Source organism: Novosphingobium sp. (assembly GCF_965214355.1).
In the GTDB taxonomy this organism is placed as follows: domain Bacteria; phylum Pseudomonadota; class Alphaproteobacteria; order Sphingomonadales; family Sphingomonadaceae; genus Novosphingobium.
On the sequence record NZ_CBDCBI010000002.1, the window covers coordinates 2,274,479 to 2,292,824 of the forward strand.

13 protein-coding genes are annotated in these 18,346 nt (G+C 63.0%); 5 read left to right on the plus strand and 8 right to left on the minus strand.

Annotated elements, in window-relative coordinates:
• The first annotated feature begins 257 nt into the window (after positions 1–257).
• The 3 genes from murI (at position 258) to ACOOE2_RS10770 (ending at position 5,832) form a co-directional block, all read left to right on the plus strand.
• Positions 258–1,058, plus strand: coding sequence for a glutamate racemase (gene murI, locus ACOOE2_RS10760; protein WP_420384597.1), 801 nt, complete (start codon positions 258–260; stop codon positions 1,056–1,058).
• 140 nt (positions 1,059–1,198) lie between these two features.
• Positions 1,199–2,419 carry a 5-aminolevulinate synthase gene (gene hemA / locus ACOOE2_RS10765; RefSeq protein WP_420382999.1) on the plus strand — a complete coding sequence of 407 codons (1,221 nt, stop codon included), beginning with the start codon at positions 1,199–1,201 and terminating at the stop codon, positions 2,417–2,419.
• A 326-nt stretch (positions 2,420–2,745) separates the two neighbouring features.
• The gene (locus tag ACOOE2_RS10770; protein WP_420383000.1) at positions 2,746–5,832 is read left to right on the plus strand and encodes a TonB-dependent receptor domain-containing protein; all 3,087 of its coding nucleotides are present in this window, start codon (positions 2,746–2,748) and stop codon (positions 5,830–5,832) included.
• Between the two features lie 47 nt (positions 5,833–5,879).
• Here the strand turns inward: ACOOE2_RS10770 and katG are convergent, their stop codons facing one another.
• The 5 genes from katG to ACOOE2_RS10795 form a co-directional block, all read right to left on the minus strand.
• Complete coding sequence (gene katG, locus ACOOE2_RS10775; protein ID WP_420383001.1) at positions 5,880–8,108, minus strand: catalase/peroxidase HPI; 2,229 nt, start codon at positions 8,106–8,108, stop codon at positions 5,880–5,882.
• A gap of 305 nt (positions 8,109–8,413) precedes the next feature.
• Entirely contained in the window at positions 8,414–9,625 is a 1,212-nt protein-coding gene (locus ACOOE2_RS10780; protein ID WP_420383002.1) for a type III PLP-dependent enzyme, read from the minus strand.
• Positions 9,626–9,785: 160 nt separating this feature from the next.
• Entirely contained in the window at positions 9,786–11,006 is a 1,221-nt protein-coding gene (locus tag ACOOE2_RS10785; RefSeq protein WP_420383003.1) for a serine hydrolase domain-containing protein, read from the minus strand.
• Between the two features lie 196 nt (positions 11,007–11,202).
• A complete protein-coding gene (locus tag ACOOE2_RS10790) occupies positions 11,203–12,384 on the minus strand; it encodes a carboxynorspermidine decarboxylase (protein WP_420383004.1) in 1,182 nt (393 codons plus the stop codon).
• Positions 12,384–13,589 carry a saccharopine dehydrogenase family protein gene (locus ACOOE2_RS10795; protein ID WP_420383005.1) on the minus strand — a complete coding sequence of 402 codons (1,206 nt, stop codon included), beginning with the start codon at positions 13,587–13,589 and terminating at the stop codon, positions 12,384–12,386. The genes ACOOE2_RS10790 and ACOOE2_RS10795 overlap by 1 nt, the downstream gene beginning before the upstream one ends.
• Before the next feature lie 80 nt (positions 13,590–13,669).
• Between ACOOE2_RS10795 and ACOOE2_RS10800 the strand changes: the two genes are divergently transcribed.
• A complete protein-coding gene (locus ACOOE2_RS10800; RefSeq protein ID WP_420383006.1) occupies positions 13,670–14,659 on the plus strand; it encodes a threonine ammonia-lyase in 990 nt (329 codons plus the stop codon).
• A 282-nt stretch (positions 14,660–14,941) separates the two neighbouring features.
• The gene (locus tag ACOOE2_RS10805; RefSeq protein ID WP_420383007.1) at positions 14,942–15,397 is read left to right on the plus strand and encodes an MAPEG family protein; all 456 of its coding nucleotides are present in this window, start codon (positions 14,942–14,944) and stop codon (positions 15,395–15,397) included.
• Here ACOOE2_RS10805 and ACOOE2_RS10810 read toward each other — a convergent pair.
• From ACOOE2_RS10810 to ACOOE2_RS10820, 3 genes are read right to left on the minus strand one after another with little or no spacing between them, the layout of a single operon-like run.
• Complete coding sequence (locus ACOOE2_RS10810; RefSeq protein WP_420383008.1) at positions 15,394–16,599, minus strand: class I SAM-dependent RNA methyltransferase; 1,206 nt, start codon at positions 16,597–16,599, stop codon at positions 15,394–15,396. The two genes, ACOOE2_RS10805 and ACOOE2_RS10810, sit on opposite strands and share 4 nt — an antisense overlap.
• A gap of 8 nt (positions 16,600–16,607) precedes the next feature.
• Positions 16,608–18,014, minus strand: coding sequence for an NAD(P)H-hydrate dehydratase (locus ACOOE2_RS10815; RefSeq protein WP_420383009.1), 1,407 nt, complete (start codon positions 18,012–18,014; stop codon positions 16,608–16,610).
• Positions 17,998–18,345, minus strand: a complete 348-nt coding sequence (locus tag ACOOE2_RS10820; protein ID WP_420383010.1) for a hypothetical protein — start codon at positions 18,343–18,345, stop codon at positions 17,998–18,000. Before ACOOE2_RS10820 ends, ACOOE2_RS10815 begins: the two co-directional genes overlap by 17 nt.
• Between the last annotated feature and the right edge of the window lies 1 nt (position 18,346).

Below are 18,346 nucleotides of genomic sequence, written 5' to 3' on the forward strand. Positions count from 1 at the left end.
GCCTCGGGCTGGCTCCATAAGCGCTGGCATGAGTCAATCTTGCGCTGCATTTGCTTGCAAATACCACGTCATCCCGGGCTTGACCCGGGATTGTGCTTTCTTCGCCCCACACACAACAGCGCCAAAGAAAGCGGGATCCCGGGTCAAGCCCGGGAAGACGAGAGGTGTTTGTGTTCACCGGAGGTTTTGAATTGGCGAGAGATTTCGCCCGTTCAGGTATCGACGTTTGCGTCGCCACGCGCCATATCGCTGCGCATATGAGCGGCGCTGCATCCAAACCCATCCTGATGTTCGACTCCGGCGTTGGCGGCCTGTCGGTGCTGGCGGCATTGCGCGCGGTGCTGCCGGCGGCGCCGGTGATCTATGTCGCCGACAATGCCGGGCTGCCGTATGGCGGCAAATCCGAGGCGGAGATTGCTGCGCGCGTGTCGGGCCTGCTCGGCCGCATGACCGAGCGGCTGCGCCCGCGGCTGGTGTGCATTGCGTGCAACACCGCATCGACGATCGCGCTGGCCGCGGTGCGCGACGTGCTGGAAGTGCCGATCGTGGGCACCGTGCCCGCGATCAAGCCGGCCGCCGCGATGACACGGACCGGCGTGATCGGCCTGCTCGGCACCGAAGCCACGATCCGCCAGGGGTATGTCGACCGGTTGGAGGCGCAATTTGCCGCAGACAAGATCCTGTTGCGTCATGGTGTGCCCGACCTGGTAACCATGGCCGAGGCCCACTTGCGCGGGCGGCCCGTTGATCCGGCCGCCGCCATGCGCGCCGCCGATGGCTTGCGCGCAATGCCCGGAGGCGAGCGTATCGACACTGTGGTGCTCGCCTGCACGCATTTCCCGCTGATTGCGGACCAGCTTGGCATGGCGTTTGGCCCCGGCGTGCGGTTTATCGATGGTGCAGCCGGGATTGCGCAGCGGATCGTGTCGCTGACCCAGGGACAGGCGTTCGAACGCACGGAGCCAGACCTTGCGCTGTTTACGCGCGACGAGCCCGATCTGACCGACCTGGCCCCTGCCCTGGCGGCCGCCGGACTGCACCGTACTGCCGTTTTCTGAGCGCGTTGGAGTGCCCTCAAAAGCGGTTGGCAAATCTGTAATAACAGGGGTAAAGCATCGGCGCCGCCACGCCTGATGGGTTTTTTGGACGGCGATATCGGACCACTGGCGCGCAAGACGGTGGGACAAAGGAGCGGCGGGTGAATTACGAAGAGGTTTTTGACTCCGCGATCGACCGGCTCCATTCCGAAGGCCGTTACCGGGTTTTCATCGATATCCTGCGCAACAAGGGCGCCTATCCCAATGCACGGTGCTTTGCCGGGCACAACGGGCCAAAGCCGATCACCGTGTGGTGTTCCAACGATTACCTCGCGATGGGCCAGCATCCCAAGGTGATCGCCGCGATGGAGGAAGCGCTGCACGATGTCGGCGCGGGTTCCGGCGGCACGCGCAATATCGGCGGCAACACGCATTACCATATCGATCTGGAAACCGAGCTGGCCGACCTGCATGGCAAGGAAGCCGCGCTGCTGTTCACATCGGGCTATGTTTCCAACGACGCCACGCTGTCGACACTGGCCAAGGTCCTGCCCGGCTGCGTGATATTTTCGGACGAACTGAACCACGCCTCGATGATCGCGGGCATCCGCAATTCGGGCGCGGAAAAGAAAGTGTTTCGTCACAACGATGTCGAACACCTTGAGGCGCTGCTGGCCGAAACCGACCCGGCGGTGCCCAAGCTGATCGCGTTTGAAAGCGTCTATTCGATGGATGCCGACATCGCGCCGATCCACGCGATCTGTGACCTGGCGGAAAAGTACAACGCGCTGACCTATATCGACGAAGTGCATGCCGTGGGCATGTACGGCGCGCGCGGCGGCGGCATTTCCGAACGCGACGAAGCCGCACACCGCATCGATATCATCGAAGGCACGCTGGGCAAGGCGTTTGGCGTGATGGGCGGCTATATCGCCGCCGACCGCCGGATTGTCGATGTGATCCGCTCGTATGCGCCAGGCTTTATCTTCACGACATCGCTGTCGCCGGTGCTGGTCGCAGGCGTGCTTGCCGCCGTGCGCCACCTGAAGGCATCGAGCGTGGAGCGCGAGGCGCAGCAGGAGGCTGCCGCCACGCTCAAGTCGCTGTTTGCGCAGGCGCACCTGCCCGTGATGCCGTCGACCACGCATATCGTGCCGCTGATGGTCGGCGACCCGGTGCGCGCCAAGAAAGTCAGCGACATCCTGCTGGCCGAATACGGCGTTTATGTGCAGCCGATCAATTTCCCGACCGTGCCGCGCGGCACCGAACGCCTGCGCTTTACACCGGGCCCGCAGCATACCCGCGCGATGATGGTCGAACTGACCAATGCGCTGACCGAAATCTGGCAGCGGCTCGAACTGGAAAAGCGCCGGGCGGCCTGATTTTTCGTCGGACGTTCAGCATCGCGACACTTTTGATGTCAGCCAGTTGCGAATCGTCGGGCCATATTTGATGCTCGATGGCCCGATCCGATACAAACCGGGTACGTACAAACCGGCCCGGTTTTATTTGCGTCAGACCGTGGCAAGCACGCAACACCCCGAAATAATAGAGGAAAACCGGCGCTTCGGCGTTCGCAGGATCTTTACCAAATCCCGTGCAAACCTGCGTTCGTCACCGGGCGGATACAACTGCCCGACAAATCTGTTGCGCTTGGAACAAAATGACATTGTTGTGCGACCAAGTGAAAAAACAAGGGGGTCACCGCATGCGATCAATCAACAGCAAGAGCCGGCCATTGCGGCTGGCCGTCTCGACACTGGCCATGGCGTGCGCTTTGCCGGGGATCGTGCATGCGCAATCCGTACCCGACATCAACACGCCGGCCGGCACCAAGGCCGATGAAAAAGTCAATGACGCGATCATCGTCACCGGTACGCGCCTGTCGCGCAAAGTGTCGGACACCCCGGTCAACGCGATCACCGGTTCCCAGATCACCACCCAGGGATATACCAACGTCGGTCAGGCGCTGACCGATCTGCCGATGTTCGGCGTCCCCGCCAACAGCCCGGCCGCCACTCAGGGTTCGTTCGGCGCCGGCCAGACGTTCCTCAACCTCTACAACCTCGGGGCGCAGCACACGTTGACGCTGGTCAACGGCCAGCGGTTTGTCAACGGGGCGAACTCGTCGATCTTCAGCTCGGTACCGGCCGGCAGCCCGGTCGACGTGAGCGCGATCGCGCCGGCGTTGATCGATCATATCGATGTCGTGTCGGTCGGGGGCGCGCCGATCTATGGTTCGGATGCGATCGCGGGCACCGTCAACTTTGTCCTGAAGAAGAATTTCGAGGGGATCGACCTCACCGCAAACCAGGGCATTTCGCAAAAGGGCGATGGCCAGGATTACAACTTCTCGCTGTTGCTCGGCAAGAACTTTGCCGGCGGGCGCGGCAATATCACCTTGAACGTCTATTACGACAACCAGGCCGGCGTGACGACCGGCGCCCGTTATGTCACGAGCGCAAACGCGCCGTTTCTGGGCCAGACAAACCAGGTCACGGGTCCTCAGAACATCGCGTATTTCGGTGGCAGCCGGTTTGCCGTCGTATCGAACACGGGCATCCCGAGCGCGATCGACAACCTGCCGTTTCCCGGCGGATCGCCCGGCGGCGCTCAGGACCCGTTTTTTGGCGCACCCTACCAGTCGATCGTCAATGCCGCGGGCCAAAGCCTGTTTTTCAACCAGGCGGGCAAGCTCGTGCCGTTTCAGCACGGCACGATCGTGGGCGATTATGAAGACGAAGCGGGCGGCGACGGTTTCAAGACAGCCGATTATGGCAACCTGATCAGCCAGAGCCACCGCCTGCAGGCGACTTTGCTCACCCACTTCGATATCAGCGATCACTTCCGCATCCATGGCGAAGCCTGGCTGAGCCGTGATGTTTCCAGCAATACCGCAGAGCAGACCCTGTACAACACCGCGCTGTTTTCGGGCCCTGGCGGTGCCGGCATTTCATACGGCAACTACGCGTTGTCGAGCAGCAACCCCTACCTGAGTGCGGCAGACCAGGCGACGATCAAGGCCAACCTGGTTGCCGCCGGCCAGGATCCCGGCACATTCTACCTCGCGCGCGCCAACACCGATCTTTATCAGGGTCAATTTTCCACCCGGGGTGATCTGGCGCGGTTTGTCGGCGGGGTCGATGGCGATTTCAAGGTCGGGACGCATACCTTTACGTGGGAAGGCACGATCAACTACGGCCAGACCAAAACCAAAACCTCGCAACCGGGCATTGTTTTCCAGAACGAATTGAATGCGCTCGACGCCGTTCAGGGCGCGAATGGCATCCAGTGCGCAGCCGGCTATGCAAATGCGCCAATTGCCACGCAAAGCAGCACCTGTTCGCCGCTTAATGTGTTCGGGACGGGTCATGCCAGCGCGGCTGCGTTGGCCTATATCACCGCCAACGCATCTTCGAACCAGGTCAACAAGCAGCTCGACGGTGTGGTCGATATCAAGGGCGATATTGCGCACCTGCCCGGTGGCGATCTCAAAGTCGTGCTGGGTGCGGAAGTCCGCCGGGAAAGCCAGGCTTTCGATCCGGGGTACTTCTTCGAGAGCGGCGTAAGCCAGTCTGCCCCGATGTCACCGGTTTCGGGTTCGTATCATACGCACGAAGCATTTGGTGAACTCAGCATTCCGCTGGTCGGGGAATCGATGAATGTTCCGCTGATCAGCAGTCTGAACGCCCACGGCGCGGCGCGTTACACTGACAACTCGACCAATGGCGGGTTCTGGTCTTACACCGGCGGCGGCGACTATTCGCCAATCCCCAGCCTGACCTTCCGCGGTAATTACACCCGCTCGTTCCGCCAGCCATCGGTTACCGAACTCTTTGCGCCGAGCGGTACTACTTTTGAGGCCGGCAATGATCCGTGCGATCCACGCTTCATCAACGGCGGCTCCAATCCCGCTGTCCGCGCTGCAAACTGCACCGCAGCAGGCGTGGGCCCTGGCGCGATGATCAACGGCCAACCATTTTCGTCATCGATCGTTTCCGCGACAGCGCAGGGTCTTGCCGGTGGCAACCTCCATCTCCAGAACGAACTCGCCAAGAGCTGGACGGTCGGTGGCGGATGGAAGCCGACATTCATTCGCGGCCTGTCGCTGACCGCCGACTATATCCATATCAATATTCAGAACGAGATCCTGCAGCCCGGCGTCGGGCCCGATATGCAGGCGTGCTATGACTCGCCTAGCTATCCCAATTCGCCATTCTGCAGCACGTTCGTGCGCGATCCGAATACGAAGCAGATCACCTCGTTTAACGACAACTTTATCAACATCGGTTCGCAGACCTATCGCGCGGTCCAGGCCAATGCGAATTATCACTTCCCGTTTACCCCGTTCGGCATTGGCCGCGACGACAACGGAACGATGAATATCGCTGTTAACTACCTGCATGAAATCAAGAACCAGTATCAGGTCGGTAATGGCAGCCTTCAGTACAACCATGATGCCATTGGCGAACCGGCGGACGCAGTGACTACGCAGATCACCTGGCTGACCAAGAAGTTCGACTGGTCATGGACAGTGATCTATGACGGCCCTACCGTCGTCAATCCGAATGCTGCGGCGAAGGACTATGAATACTACAAGGTCAGCGCATACTGGATGGCCAACACCTCGGTCGGCATCAACGTCACCGACCATTTCACCATCCGGGCGATCGTCAACAACATCCTCGGCCTGGGCGTCACCCATGCCGGGCCGATCCCCGAATTCAGCACCAACAAGGAATACGATGCTGTTTTCGGCCGCTCGTTCCGCATCAGCGCAAACGTAAAGTTCTGATCCAAAAAGCCCCTCCCCGTATCGGGAGGGGCTTTTTTCGTTTGCGTTCAGAACCGGTCGGCGTTCATCACCTTGGTCCAGGCCTTGGCGAAGTCGCGCACAAACTGTTCGCGGCCATCGTTCGAGGCATAGGCTTCAGATACTGCGCGCAATTCCGAATTGGAGCCGAACACCAGGTCGACCGGGGTTGCGGTCCATTTCATCGCGCCACTGGTGCGGTCGTGGCCTTCGTACAGGGCCGTGCTGCCGTTTGCCTTTTTCCACACAGTGCCCATATCGAGCAGGTTGACGAAGAAATCGTTCGTCAGGACGCCGGGCCGGCTGGTGAATTCGCCCGCGTGCGATCCGCCGGCATTGGCATCGAGCACGCGCAGGCCGCCCACGAGCGCGGTCATTTCGGGTACGGTCAGGCCGAGCAGGTTGGCCCTGTCGATCAGCGCAGGCGCGGGCGCGAGATAGCTGTCGGCGGTGTAGTAGTTGCGGAAACCATCGGCCTTTGGCTCCAGCACGGTGAAGGACGCGACATCGGTCTGGTCCTGCGCTGCATCGACCCGGCCGGGTGTAAACGGCAGGGCCAAAGTCACGCCGGCCTTCGACGCCGCCTGGCTGACCGCCGCGTTGCCTGCCAGGACGATCACATCGGCCAGGCTAACCTGCTTGCCGCCAACGGCATGGCGATTGAAGTCGGTGCGGATCTTTTCCAGCACCGTCAGCACTTTGTTCAGTTCGGCCGGATCGTTGACCGCCCAGTCCTTTTCCGGGGCAAGCCGGATGCGCGCGCCGTTGACGCCGCCACGCATGTCCGTTCCACGATAGGTCGACGCTGCCGCCCAGGCCGTGCGGATTAGTTGCGGGCGGGTCAGGCCGCTGTCCAGCACTTTGGTTTCGATGGCTGCGGCATCGGTCATGTCGATCAACGCATGGGTTTCGACCGGCAACGGATCCTGCCACGAAAACGACTGCTGCGGAACTTCGCTGCCGATGTACCGCGTCTTTGGTCCCATGTCGCGATGCGTCAGCTTGAACCAGGCGCGTGCAAACGCATCGGCGAACTGCTGCGGATCCTTCTGGAAGCGCAGCGCGATCGCACGAAATGCCGGGTCTTCCTTGACCGCGATGTCGGTGGTGAACATCATCGGCGCGTGGTGCTTCGACGCGTCGAAAGCATCGGGAACGATCTGGACATCGGCCGCGTTCTTCGGTGCCCATTGTCCTGCACCGGCCGGGCTCTTGGTCCTGACCCAGTCATACGCGAACAGATTGTCGAGATATTGCGTGGTGAACGTGATCGGGCTGGCCGACCACGCGCCTTCCAGACCGCTGGTCACGGCATCGGCGCCGACACCGGTGCCGCAATTGTTTTTCCAGCCGGTGCCTTGCGCCTCGATCGGAGCGGCGGCGGGTGCTGCGCCGACGCATGTCGCGGGATGCGCGCCATGGGCTTTGCCGAATGTGTGGCCACCAGCGATCAGGGCGACGATTTCCTCGTCGTTCATTGCCATCCGCCCGAATGCCTGACGAATGTCATACGCGGCCGAAATCGGGTCGGCGTTGGCATTGGGGCCTTCAGGGTTCACATAGATCAGACCCATCTGCACAGCGGCGAGCGGCCCCTTCAGATTGCGGTGCGGATCTTCACGGTTGCCATCGGCGGCCATCCACTTTCGTTCCGTACCCCAATAGACCACGTCGGGCTGCCACGAATCAGCGCGGCCACCGCCAAAACCAAGCGTCTTGAAACCCATCTGTTCCAGCGCGACATTGCCTGTCAGCACCATCAGATCGCCCCACGACAGACGCCGGCCATATTTCTGCTTGATCGGCCAGAGCAGGCGGCGCGCCTTGTCGAGGTTGGCGTTGTCGGGCCAGGAATTCAGCGGTTCGAACCGCTGTTCGCCACCCGCGCCGCCGCCACGACCATCGATCGTGCGATAGGTGCCGGCGCTGTGCCAGGCCATACGGATGAAGAACGGGCCGTAATTGCCATAATCGGCCGGCCACCAGGGCTGCGACGTCGTCAGGACTTTGGCGATATCGGCTTTGACCGCCTTGAGATCGAGCGTGACGAAAGCCTTGGCATAGTCGAAATCGGGGCCGTAGGGATTGGCGACGGCTTCGTTCTGGCGAAGCGCGCCCAGGTCGAGGCGGTCAGGCCACCAATCGACACTGTTGGTCGGTTTGTCCGGCGTGGCAACCAATGTGGCCTCGGCCGCATGTCCTGCCATGGGCACTGCAAATGCCAGCGCAAGCGCCAGCGCGGAAAGGGAAGATCGCATTTCAACATCCTCATCATCAGGTTCGGGCACCCCTTCTTCGGCCGCACACTTGCCCCTGCCGGAAACGCGGGTTCACAACCGCGCCGGATCAATTGCAGGAATACACGACCTGACGAAACGGCTGCCCTTGCCGCATCGATGTCCGATACGACCATAAGGGGTCAGCACCAGACAGGGTGGGGGTGCACCGCACCGAACGAAAGGCAAAATGGATTTGTCTGGTTACAATGATCGACCAAGCCGATCACCAAACAAAAAGGGCCCCGCCGAATGGCGAGGCCCTTGCTTAACTCGAGACAATCAAATCAGCGCAGCGACACCACATTATCGCTGACGCGCGGATCGCGACGGTTGCCGCGATACTGGCTCGACATCGGTTCATCGCCGACTTCGTGCACGGCCGTGTCGCCAAAACCGTTGAACGCGGTCTTCATTGCTGCGCCATAAGCGCCGAGCATGCCGATTTCGATATAGTCGCCGGCGCGGATGTCGGCAGGCAGTTCGAACGGGCCGGCCATGAAATCCATGTCGTCGCACGTCGGGCCATAAAAGCTGAACGCCACGGTTTCGGACACACCGTTCTGGTCGCGCAACAGGTTGACGGGGAAACGCCAGCCGACATGGCACGCATCGAACAGCGCGCCATAGGCGCCGTCGTTGATATACAGCTCGTTGTCGCGCCGGCGTTCGACCTGCACGATCATCGAATTGTATTCCGCCGACAATGCACGGCCCGGTTCGCACCACAATTCGGCCGAATACGACACCGGCAGCGATTCATAAGTGCGATCGATCAGCGCGAAGAAATCTTCGAGCGGGGGCGGTTCCATGCCGGGATAGATCGACGGAAAGCCGCCGCCGACATCGATGATGTCGACTGTGACCGACGCATCGACAATCGCCGCACGCACCTTTTCCAGCGCCTGCACATAGGCAAACGGCGTCATCGCCTGGCTGCCGACATGGAAGCAGATGCCCAGGCTGTCGGCCAGCTGACGCGTGGCCTGCAGCAACTCGCGCGCATCGCCCAGTTCGCAGCCGAATTTTGCCGCGAGGCTCAATTCCGAATATTCGGACGAGACACGCAGGCGCACGCACAGCGTCAGGTCGGTCGGCTCGACACCGCCGTTGGCACGGGTCGTGGCAGCGCGGATCTTGTCCAGTTCCTCGATCGAATCGAGGCTGAACGTGCGCACGCCCTGGTCGCGATAGGCCTCGACAATGGCGCCGGGGGATTTGACCGGATGCATGAAGCACAGCACTGCGTCGGGCAGCAGCCCGCGCACCAGGCGCGCCTCGACGATCGAGGCCACATCGTAATGCGTGACGCCGCTGTCCCACAGCACCTGGATCAGGTCGGGCGACGGGTTGGCCTTGACGGCATAGAGGGTCTTGCCCGGAAACTTCTCGACGAAGAAACGGGCGGCACGCGCGGCGGCGTGCGGGCGATTGAGAATGACAGGTTGTTCCGGCGCGGCTGCGCGGACTACGGCCAAAGCATCGGGATAATGGTGCAACTCAAGGGACCCCCAAAACAAATTTGTTGAACAAAGCTGCCTTGCGGTTTGGAAGTCCCCATGGGGCAGCGAGGGGTGTAAATAGGGTCTTTCCCCCCGTATTCAAGTGGAAAACGATGCAAATCTGATAAGTGTCAAAAAACTGAAATATTCTTGTCTTTTATTCGCGCAAATGACGCCCGATCGCCTGCCACATGGGTATCGAAATCGGGTCGTTTCCCGCGTTTCCGGCAACCGGGTGCGACCCGAACCGCGCGATCACCAGATCCGACTTCGGCGCCACCCACAGCGCCTGGCCATGGATGCCGCGCGCCGTGAATGCCGCATCATCGCCATGGCTGTGCCACCACTGGTTGCCATAGCTCCATCCCGGCAGCGACGGATAGGCGGCCGCGTCGAACTGGTCCGGCCGGCCGCCCTGGCGGATCGTATCGATTGCGGCCGCAGGGATTACGCCCTGCCCGCCTCTCCGCAGCGCCTCGCCGAACCGGGCCAGGTCCTCCAGCCGCAGGCACAGCCCCGCGCCGGCAAACGGCGTGCCGATCGCATCGACCATTACATCCGCGTCGTGGAGGCCCAACGGTTGCCAGATGCGTTCGGACAAGTTGGTCGCAAACGATTTGCCGGTGATCCGGCTGATGACCCAGTTAAGCACATCGGTGTTGCAGGTCCGGTATTTGAACGCCTGTCCATGCTCGCCAGCGGCTTTAACGGTTGTGAGGAAGGTCGCGATGTCGTGCGGACCGTCGTAGCCAGGTGGTGGCGGCGTAAAGCCCGCAGAAATGGCGAGCCCGCCGATGCCGGAGCTCGAATCGGTGTAATCCTCGCTGAAATCGACTGCGGTGGTCATGTCCATGACCTGCCGCACGGTGGCGTTGCCGAACCCGCTTGCATCCAGTTCGGGGACATAGGCACTGACCGGCGCCGCAGGGTCGAGCCGCCCTTCCGCAATCAGCGCAGCCGCCAGTGTCCCGACAAAGCTTTTGGTGACGGAAAACGCGATGTGCCGGGTTTCGGGGCCGGTCACGCCGAACCAGCGTTCGTAGATGACGGTGCCGTTGTGGACGATCATCGCGCCGTCGGCGTATGTGCCGAGCAGGCCCTGATCCAGCGTCATCGCTGTGTCGCTGTTCAGGGGGTTGAACAGCAATTGGCCCAGGGTTTCGTCGATCGCGCGCGGCAAAGCCAGCGCATTGCCGCCGGCGATGCGCGCGGTCGGCATCAGGTCGCGGTAATGCGAAAATGCCCAGCGGGTTTTGGGAAAGCGCCAGTGATCGGTGTTGCGCCACAGGACCTGTTTTTCTGGCGGCGGGGGCGAGCCCTGCATCCAGCCCATGGTGACCGGGTCGCTGGCGATGGCGTCAGGGGTGGATTCGGTCACGGCGTTTCTCCCGGGTTCGTGGGAATCCGCGTAGCGCCTGATGCGGCGCAGACGTCACGGTTCCCCTTCCCCATCGTCGTCCCGGACTTGATCCGGGACAAGGCTTCTTTTTGGCACAACCGTGGAAAGCAGGGAGAAGCACAATCCCGGATCTGGTCCGGGATGACGTGGTTTTTCGGTGGCGGGAGTGCGTTGCCTACGACAGGCGGTCGCGGAAATCCTCATAGCTGAAGCTGCGCACGCGCTCGAGCGCGTCGGTTTCGCTGTCCCACAGCCAGATCGACGGCAGCGGGACACCGTTGAATGTCGTGGTCTTGACCATCGAATAATGCGCCTGATCCAGAAACGCGAACCGCGCCCCTGCCTCGCACACCACCGGCAGGCGATAATCGCCGATCACATCGCCGGCCAGGCATGACGGCCCGCCCAGACGTACCGGCGCGTCGGCGGCATCGTCGCCGCGTTCTCCCAACATTGCGGGGCGATACGGCGCCTCGATCACATCGGGCATATGGCATGTCGCCGAAATATCGGTGATCGCCAGCGGCATGCCGTTGTCGTGCGTATCGAGGACGGTGCCCACGAGGATGCCTGCATCGAGCGCGACCGCTTCGCCCGGCTCCATATAAATCTCGCACCCCGTCTCGGCTTTGACCGATTTCAGAAATTCGACCAGATCGTCGCGCTGATAATCGGCGCGTGTCACATGATGACCGCCGCCGAAATTCAGCCATGTCAGCCGATCGAAATACGGCGCCAGACGCGGTTTGATCGCCGCCCAGGTTTCGCACAACGGGGCAAAATCCTGCTCGCACAGTGTGTGAAAATGGATGCCGTCGACGCCATCGAGATGTTGAGGGGCCAATTGGTCGATCGGAAAGCCCAGCCGCGAATGCGGCGCGCACGGGTCATAGCGCGGCACTTCGCCGGTCGCGTGCAGCGGATTGATGCGCAGGCCCACATCGAAGCTGTCGCCCCGCACGCGCGCCGCCGCCAGCACATCGGCAAACCGTGCGATCTGCCCTGGCGAATTGAAAATGATGTGGTCTGAAATGCGCGCGATCTCGGGGAGATCAGCCGCCTTGTATGCCGCGCAATAGGTCGCAATCTCGCCCGGGTAATGCTCGGCGGCCAGCTTCGCTTCCCACAGGCCAGACGTACATACGCCATCGAGATGGCGCGCAATCAGCGGCGCCACGCGCCACATGCTGAACGCCTTCAGCGCGGCAAGCAGCTTGATCCCGCTGCGGTCGCGAATATCGGCGAGCACACCCAGATTGCGCCGCAACACCGCCGCATCGACGACAAACGCCGGGCTGTCGACCCGCGACAGATCGAAATGCGCAAATGCGCCCGGATCGCCAGCCCGCGTTTCCATCAGAACGCCAGCGGTCCGTCGAGTTCCTTGACCTGCCACGGCAGGCCGTGGTCATTGAGCATCGCCATGAACGGATCGGGATCCATCTGTTCCATGTTGAACACCCCTGCCCCGCCCCACACGCCCTGCACCAGCAGCGCCGCGCCTATCATCGCGGGCACGCCGGTGGTATAGCTGACCGCCTGATTGCCGGTTTCTTCGTACGCATCTTCGTGGTCGCAGATGTTGTAGATGTAGAATGTCTTTTCAACGCCATCCTTGGTGCCGGTGGCAATATCGCCGATATTGGTCTTGCCCTTGGTCGTCGGGCCCAGCGAGGCCGGCTCGGGCAGCACGGCCTTGAGGAATTGCAGCGGAATGATTTCCTTGCCCTCGTAGATCACCGGATCGATCCGCGTCATGCCGACATTCTGCAGCACGGTCAGATGCGTGATATAGGCATCGCCAAACGTCATCCAGAACCGCGCGCGTTCCATCTCGGGGATGAATTTCGCCAAGCTTTCCAGCTCTTCGTGGTACATCATGTACATGTTTTTCGGGCCGACCGCTTCGAAGTCGAAGCTCTGCTTCGTGCTGAGCGGCGGGGTCTCGACAAAGGCGCCACTTTCCCAGTGGCGCGCGGGCGCAGTCACTTCGCGGATGTTGATTTCCGGGTTGAAATTGGTCGCGAACGCCTGACCATGGTCGCCGCCGTTGCAATCGAGAATGTCGAGCGTGCGGATGGTGTCGAGCTTGTGCTTCTTCAGCCACATCGCAAACACGCTGGTCACGCCCGGGTCGAAGCCCGATCCCAACAGCGCGGTCAGGCCGGCAGCGCGGAACCGTTCCTGGTAATCCCACTGCCACTGGTATTCGAACTTGGCCTGGTCGCGCGGTTCGTAGTTGGCGGTGTCCATGTAGTTGACGCCGGCCGCCAGGCACGCGTCCATGATGTTGAGATCCTGGTACGGCAGCGCCAGATTGACCACGAGCACCGGCTTGATCTCGTGCAGCAGCGCGGTCGTCGCGGCGACATCGTCGGCGTCGATCTGGTACGTGGCAATGTCGATGCCCGTGCGCATCAACACCGAGGCGGCGATCGCATCGCATTTCGATTTTGTCCGGCTGGCCAGCGCGATTTCGCCGAAAATGCCGGGATTGAAGGCCATCTTGTGGACAGCGACCGAACCGACGCCGCCAGCGCCGATGACAAGAACTTTGGCCATGGGGATTCTCCCGATAATCGAAATGGGGTTGTGCAGATCGGCGCACGAGGCGCAATGGACGGGGCATTTAGGATATCATGATGACAAACCCAAGTCCCCATTCCGATTGTCGTAAACCAACGCGCGAGGGCGTGGTGCGAGCGGCGGGCAAAATCGCTGCGCTGCTGCCCCCAACGCCGGTGTTGCCGCTGGTTTTGCCATCTGGTGCGACGGTGTGGTGCAAGGCGGAAAGCTTGCAGCCGGTGGGCGCGTTCAAGATTCGCGGCGCATGGCATAGATTGACCGACCTGAGCGCGCAGGAACGCGGACGCGGAGTCGTTGCGGTGTCGAGCGGCAACCATGCGCAGGGCGTGGCGTGGGCGGCGGCGCGGCTGGGGATTGCGGCGGTGATCGTGATGCCGTCCGATGCGCCAGCGGTAAAGCTGGACGCCACGCGCGCACTGGGTGCCGAGGTGGTGCTGTATGACCGGCGACGGGAATCGCGAGAGGCGATTGCCGGCGATCTGATCGCCCGATCGGGCGCGATCCTGGTGCATGCGTTTGGCGATCCGTGGGTGATCGAGGGCCAGGGCAGTGCCGGCATCGAACTGGTCGCACAGATGATCGCACGCGCCGGCGGGCCGCCGACGCGGATCGTGGCGCCTTGTGGCGGCGGCGGCCTGGCCGCAGGACTTGCGCTCGCATGCCCCGATGTCGATGTCGTGCTGGTGGAGCCCGAGCATTGGGACGATGTCACGCGCAGCCTGGCGGCGGGGCAGATCGTCGGGGTCGCACCCGATGCGCCGGCCACGGCGTGCGACGCGTTGCAGACGATGGCGACGTTCCCGATCAACTTTGCCGTCATGCAGGAGCGCAACGTTACGGGTGTGGTGGTGACGGAAAAGGAAATTCGCGCGGCGCAAAGATTAGCGTTTTCGGCGTTACGGCTGGTGGTCGAGCCTGGCGGTGCGGCGGCATTGGCAGCGCTGGTTGCCGGTAAAGTGCCGAGTGATGGGCGGACGGCGGTTGTGTTATCGGGGGGGAATGTTGATCCGGCCGCGTTCGCGCGGGTGCTGTCGGGCGAGGACTGAGGCGTTACGAGGCGTACAGACCAAGCCCAATCAAACCAACACTCAACTCGCGCATCACCCCGGGCTTGATCCGGGGTCCCGCTGCCATTTGCGCAACGTTGCGACGTGGCGGGACGTTAACCCCTCGTACGAACCGCAGCGCAAAAGGAAGCACAATCCCGGGTCAAGCCCGGGATGACGCGGGGGGGGGCGGGGGGGGGGTGGGATTTTGTCTGTCCGTATTGGGTGGATTGACATCCAAACCGCGCCTGCGCCACTTGACCATCCGATTAAGCACAGGTGATGGCGATGAATGACCCGATGCGCGCGGCGATGCTGGCGCCGGCTGCACTGCTGGTGCTGTGGTCGATGGTCATGCTGGTGTGGATGCTGGTCACGCGGATCCGGGCGATGGGTGGCCTCGCTGCGTTGCGCAAGGCACCGGCTGGTGGACGCGGGGCTGCGCTCGATCGGCTTTTGCCCGACCGCGTCAACTGGAAGGCGCACAATTTCATCAATCTGGCCGAGCAACCGACGCTGTTCTATGCGGCCTCGGTGATCCTGGCCCTGACCGGGGCGGAGCGGATCGATGTGGTCTTCGCCGCGCTGTATGTTGCCCTGCGCATCGTGCATTCGTTGTGGCAGGCGCTGGTCAATCGCATCGCGGTGCGGTTCGGATTGTTCATCGCCTATTCGTCGTGCCTGATGGTGCTGGCGATCCGTGCGGTCGCGTCGTGCCTGGCGGGTGCGCTCGCCTAATCGCGGACGAAAAAGCTGGCCAGTTCGACATGGGTCGACCAGCGGAACTGACCGATCGCGCGCAAGCCTGCCAGGCGATAGCCGCCGGCGATAAGATGCGCGGCATCGCGTGCCCAGCTCGCCGGGTTGCAGCTGACATAGACCACGCGCCCCACTTTGGACGCGGCGATCTGTTCGATCTGTTCGCGCGCGCCCGCACGGGGAGGGTCGAGCAGCACCGCGCCGAAGCGGTCGAGTTCTTCGGGACGCAGCGGGTTGCGAAACAGATCGCGGTGCAGGCAATGGACCGCGCGCCCGCGCATCCGCGCCGCCGACTGGCAGGCGAGATGCGCATCGCGTGCGCCCTCGACCGCCAGCACTTTCGCGCCGGTTTCGGCAAAGGCAAAGGCGAATGTGCCAAGGCCCGAAAACAGATCTGCGACAGCCTTTGCGCCAGCCAGCCATTCGCGTGCAAGGCCCGTAAGTGCGGCTTCACCATCGACGGTCGCCTGCAGGAACGCGCCGGGCGGAAGGCCCACCGGTGTACCGTGAAACGTGATCGTGACCGGCTCGGGTTCCCAGGTCGTTTCGGGGCCCAGGCCGTTGTCGAGCGTCAGCCGGGCCAACGCATTGTCGCGCGCGAAATCGAGCAGCGCCTCGGTTGCAGCCAGACCTTTCGCTTCGTAACCGGTCAGGGACAACGCCACGCCCTGGTCGACCAGGGTCATGTCGACTTCGACCGACAATTTGCGATCGGCGCGCGCGCTGAACAGATCGCGCAGCGGGGCCACCAGCGCAAACAGCGCGGGCGCCATCACTTCGCATTGGCGCAAGTCGATGATCTTGTGCGAACCCTGTTCGCGAAAGCCGATGACCACGCGCATGCCGACCGCCTGGGCATGCAGCGACACGCGCCGCCGCGCACCGGGCGGTGAGATGTGCGCAAGGGGCACTTCGCCGGGATCGAACCCCTGCCCCAATGCTGCGCCCGCCACGCGTTCGGTCACATAGGCCTGCAATGCGCGGTCCGACAGATGCTGCAACTGGCACGAGCCGCACACTGGAAAATGGCGGCACACCGGGTCGGCATGGTCTGGGCCGAAAGTCAGGCTGCCATCGGCCTCGATCGTATCCCCCGGCGCAGCCAGTGCCATGTAGCGACCATCGGCAGTGGCGCCATCGCCTTTGGCGGCGACGCGCACGATAAGTCCGGAATGTGTCACGCTATCTGTCATAAAGCGCCCCGTACGGCCAAACGTACCGCGTCTGCAAGGTCGCTGGCGGCAAAGGCCGGCCCGGCGATCTGTGCCGCCTGCCCGTGCAGCCATACGCCTTCGGCCGCGGCGCGCAGCGCATCCTTCGAAACCGCCAGGCGGCTTGCCACGATGCCGGCCAGCACATCGCCGGTGCCTGCGACCGATAGCCAGGTCGAGGCACGCGGCGCGATGATCAGCCGGCCATCGGGCGCGGCGATCACCGTGTCGGGCCCCTTGGCCACGACGACGGCGCCGCTCGCCGCTGCCAGTTTCAGCGCGCGGTCGCGTTTCAGGCCATCGCCGCGCAAGCCGAATGCGCGTTCGAGCGCCGCCAGTTCGCCTTCGTGCGGGGTCAGGATCGTGACCGCGCCGATGATCCGGCCCGAGCGCAGCAGCATCAGCGCATCGGCATCGACGACAGTCGGGAACCCTGCCGCCAATGCGGCATGCAGCCGTTCGCGCGCGATGCCGTCGCGCCCCAGGCCGGGACCGACCAGCACCGCGGCAATCCGTTTATCGGCCAGCACCTGCTCCGGGCGGTCATGCGACACCACCAGATCATGCGGCACCGGGCCCGGATCGGCACCCGCAATCAGCCGCAGATAACCAGCGCCGGCGTGCCGTGCCGCAAACGCCGACAGCAATGTGGCGCCGGGCATCGCCCCGCCGACGATTGTCAGCAATCCGCGCCTGTATTTGTGCGCATCGGGCGCGGGCGTGCCAAGATGCGGGGCCTGCAACAGGTGCGCCGCATCGGGCATGGCCGCGCAACCGATATCCACGAGCCGCACATCGCCCATCAGCGGCGCAGACGGCATGGCAAAATGCGCGTGCTTCCACGCGCCGAGCGCAATCGTCAGATCGAATTGCGGCATTTCGGGATTGAGCGCTACGCCGCTGTCGGCATCGACGCCGCTGGGCACGTCGATCGCGATGCAGTGGTGATGGCGTTCGCATAGCCCGGCCAACAGCGCGAACACTTCGCTATCGATCGGGCGGGTCAGACCGCTGCCGAACAGGCAATCGACCAGAACGTCAGCGCGCGGCAGCGTTGCGGGCGTGCCATCGATGATTTCGCCGCCGTACGCCGCGCGTGCGGCCGATGCCGCGCCGGTTTTCGGCGGCAGCGGCGCAATCACGCACACCGGCACGGCCAGCGCCCGCAAGTATTGCGCGATGACATAGCCATCGCCGCCGTTGTTGCCCGGCCCGCACAACACCGTGACCTTGCGCGTGGCGGCTATGCGATCGACATAAGCACCGGCGCCGCGACCGGCCAGGTCCATCAGGCTTGCGACACTGGCGCCGCGCGCGATCAGCGCCGCCTCCGCCGCGCGCATCTGGACGACGGTCAGAACCTGGGTGTTATTTCCCTGCCGCATCCGGCTTCACTTTGGCCGGAAAGCGATAGCGATCCTGGCCCACCGCGACTTCGAGCATGCCATCGGCGATCCACGCGACGTGCGCGTCTTCCATGCCGTCGGCTGCGACCACGCCGCGGCCGTCATCGACTTTGCGAAACCGGCGGAACGCGCCGCCCGGTTCGTGGACGATCAGCATCGCGCCCGCCTGTTCGACCTCGCACTGCGGCGCGAACGCGGTCGCGCCGCCCAGCGCGCAATCGATCTTGCGCATGTCCGGCTCGGGATCACCCTTTGGCCGCCCGCAACCGGCGAGCAGCACAAGGGCGATCAGGGCCGGCGCCTTGCGCACC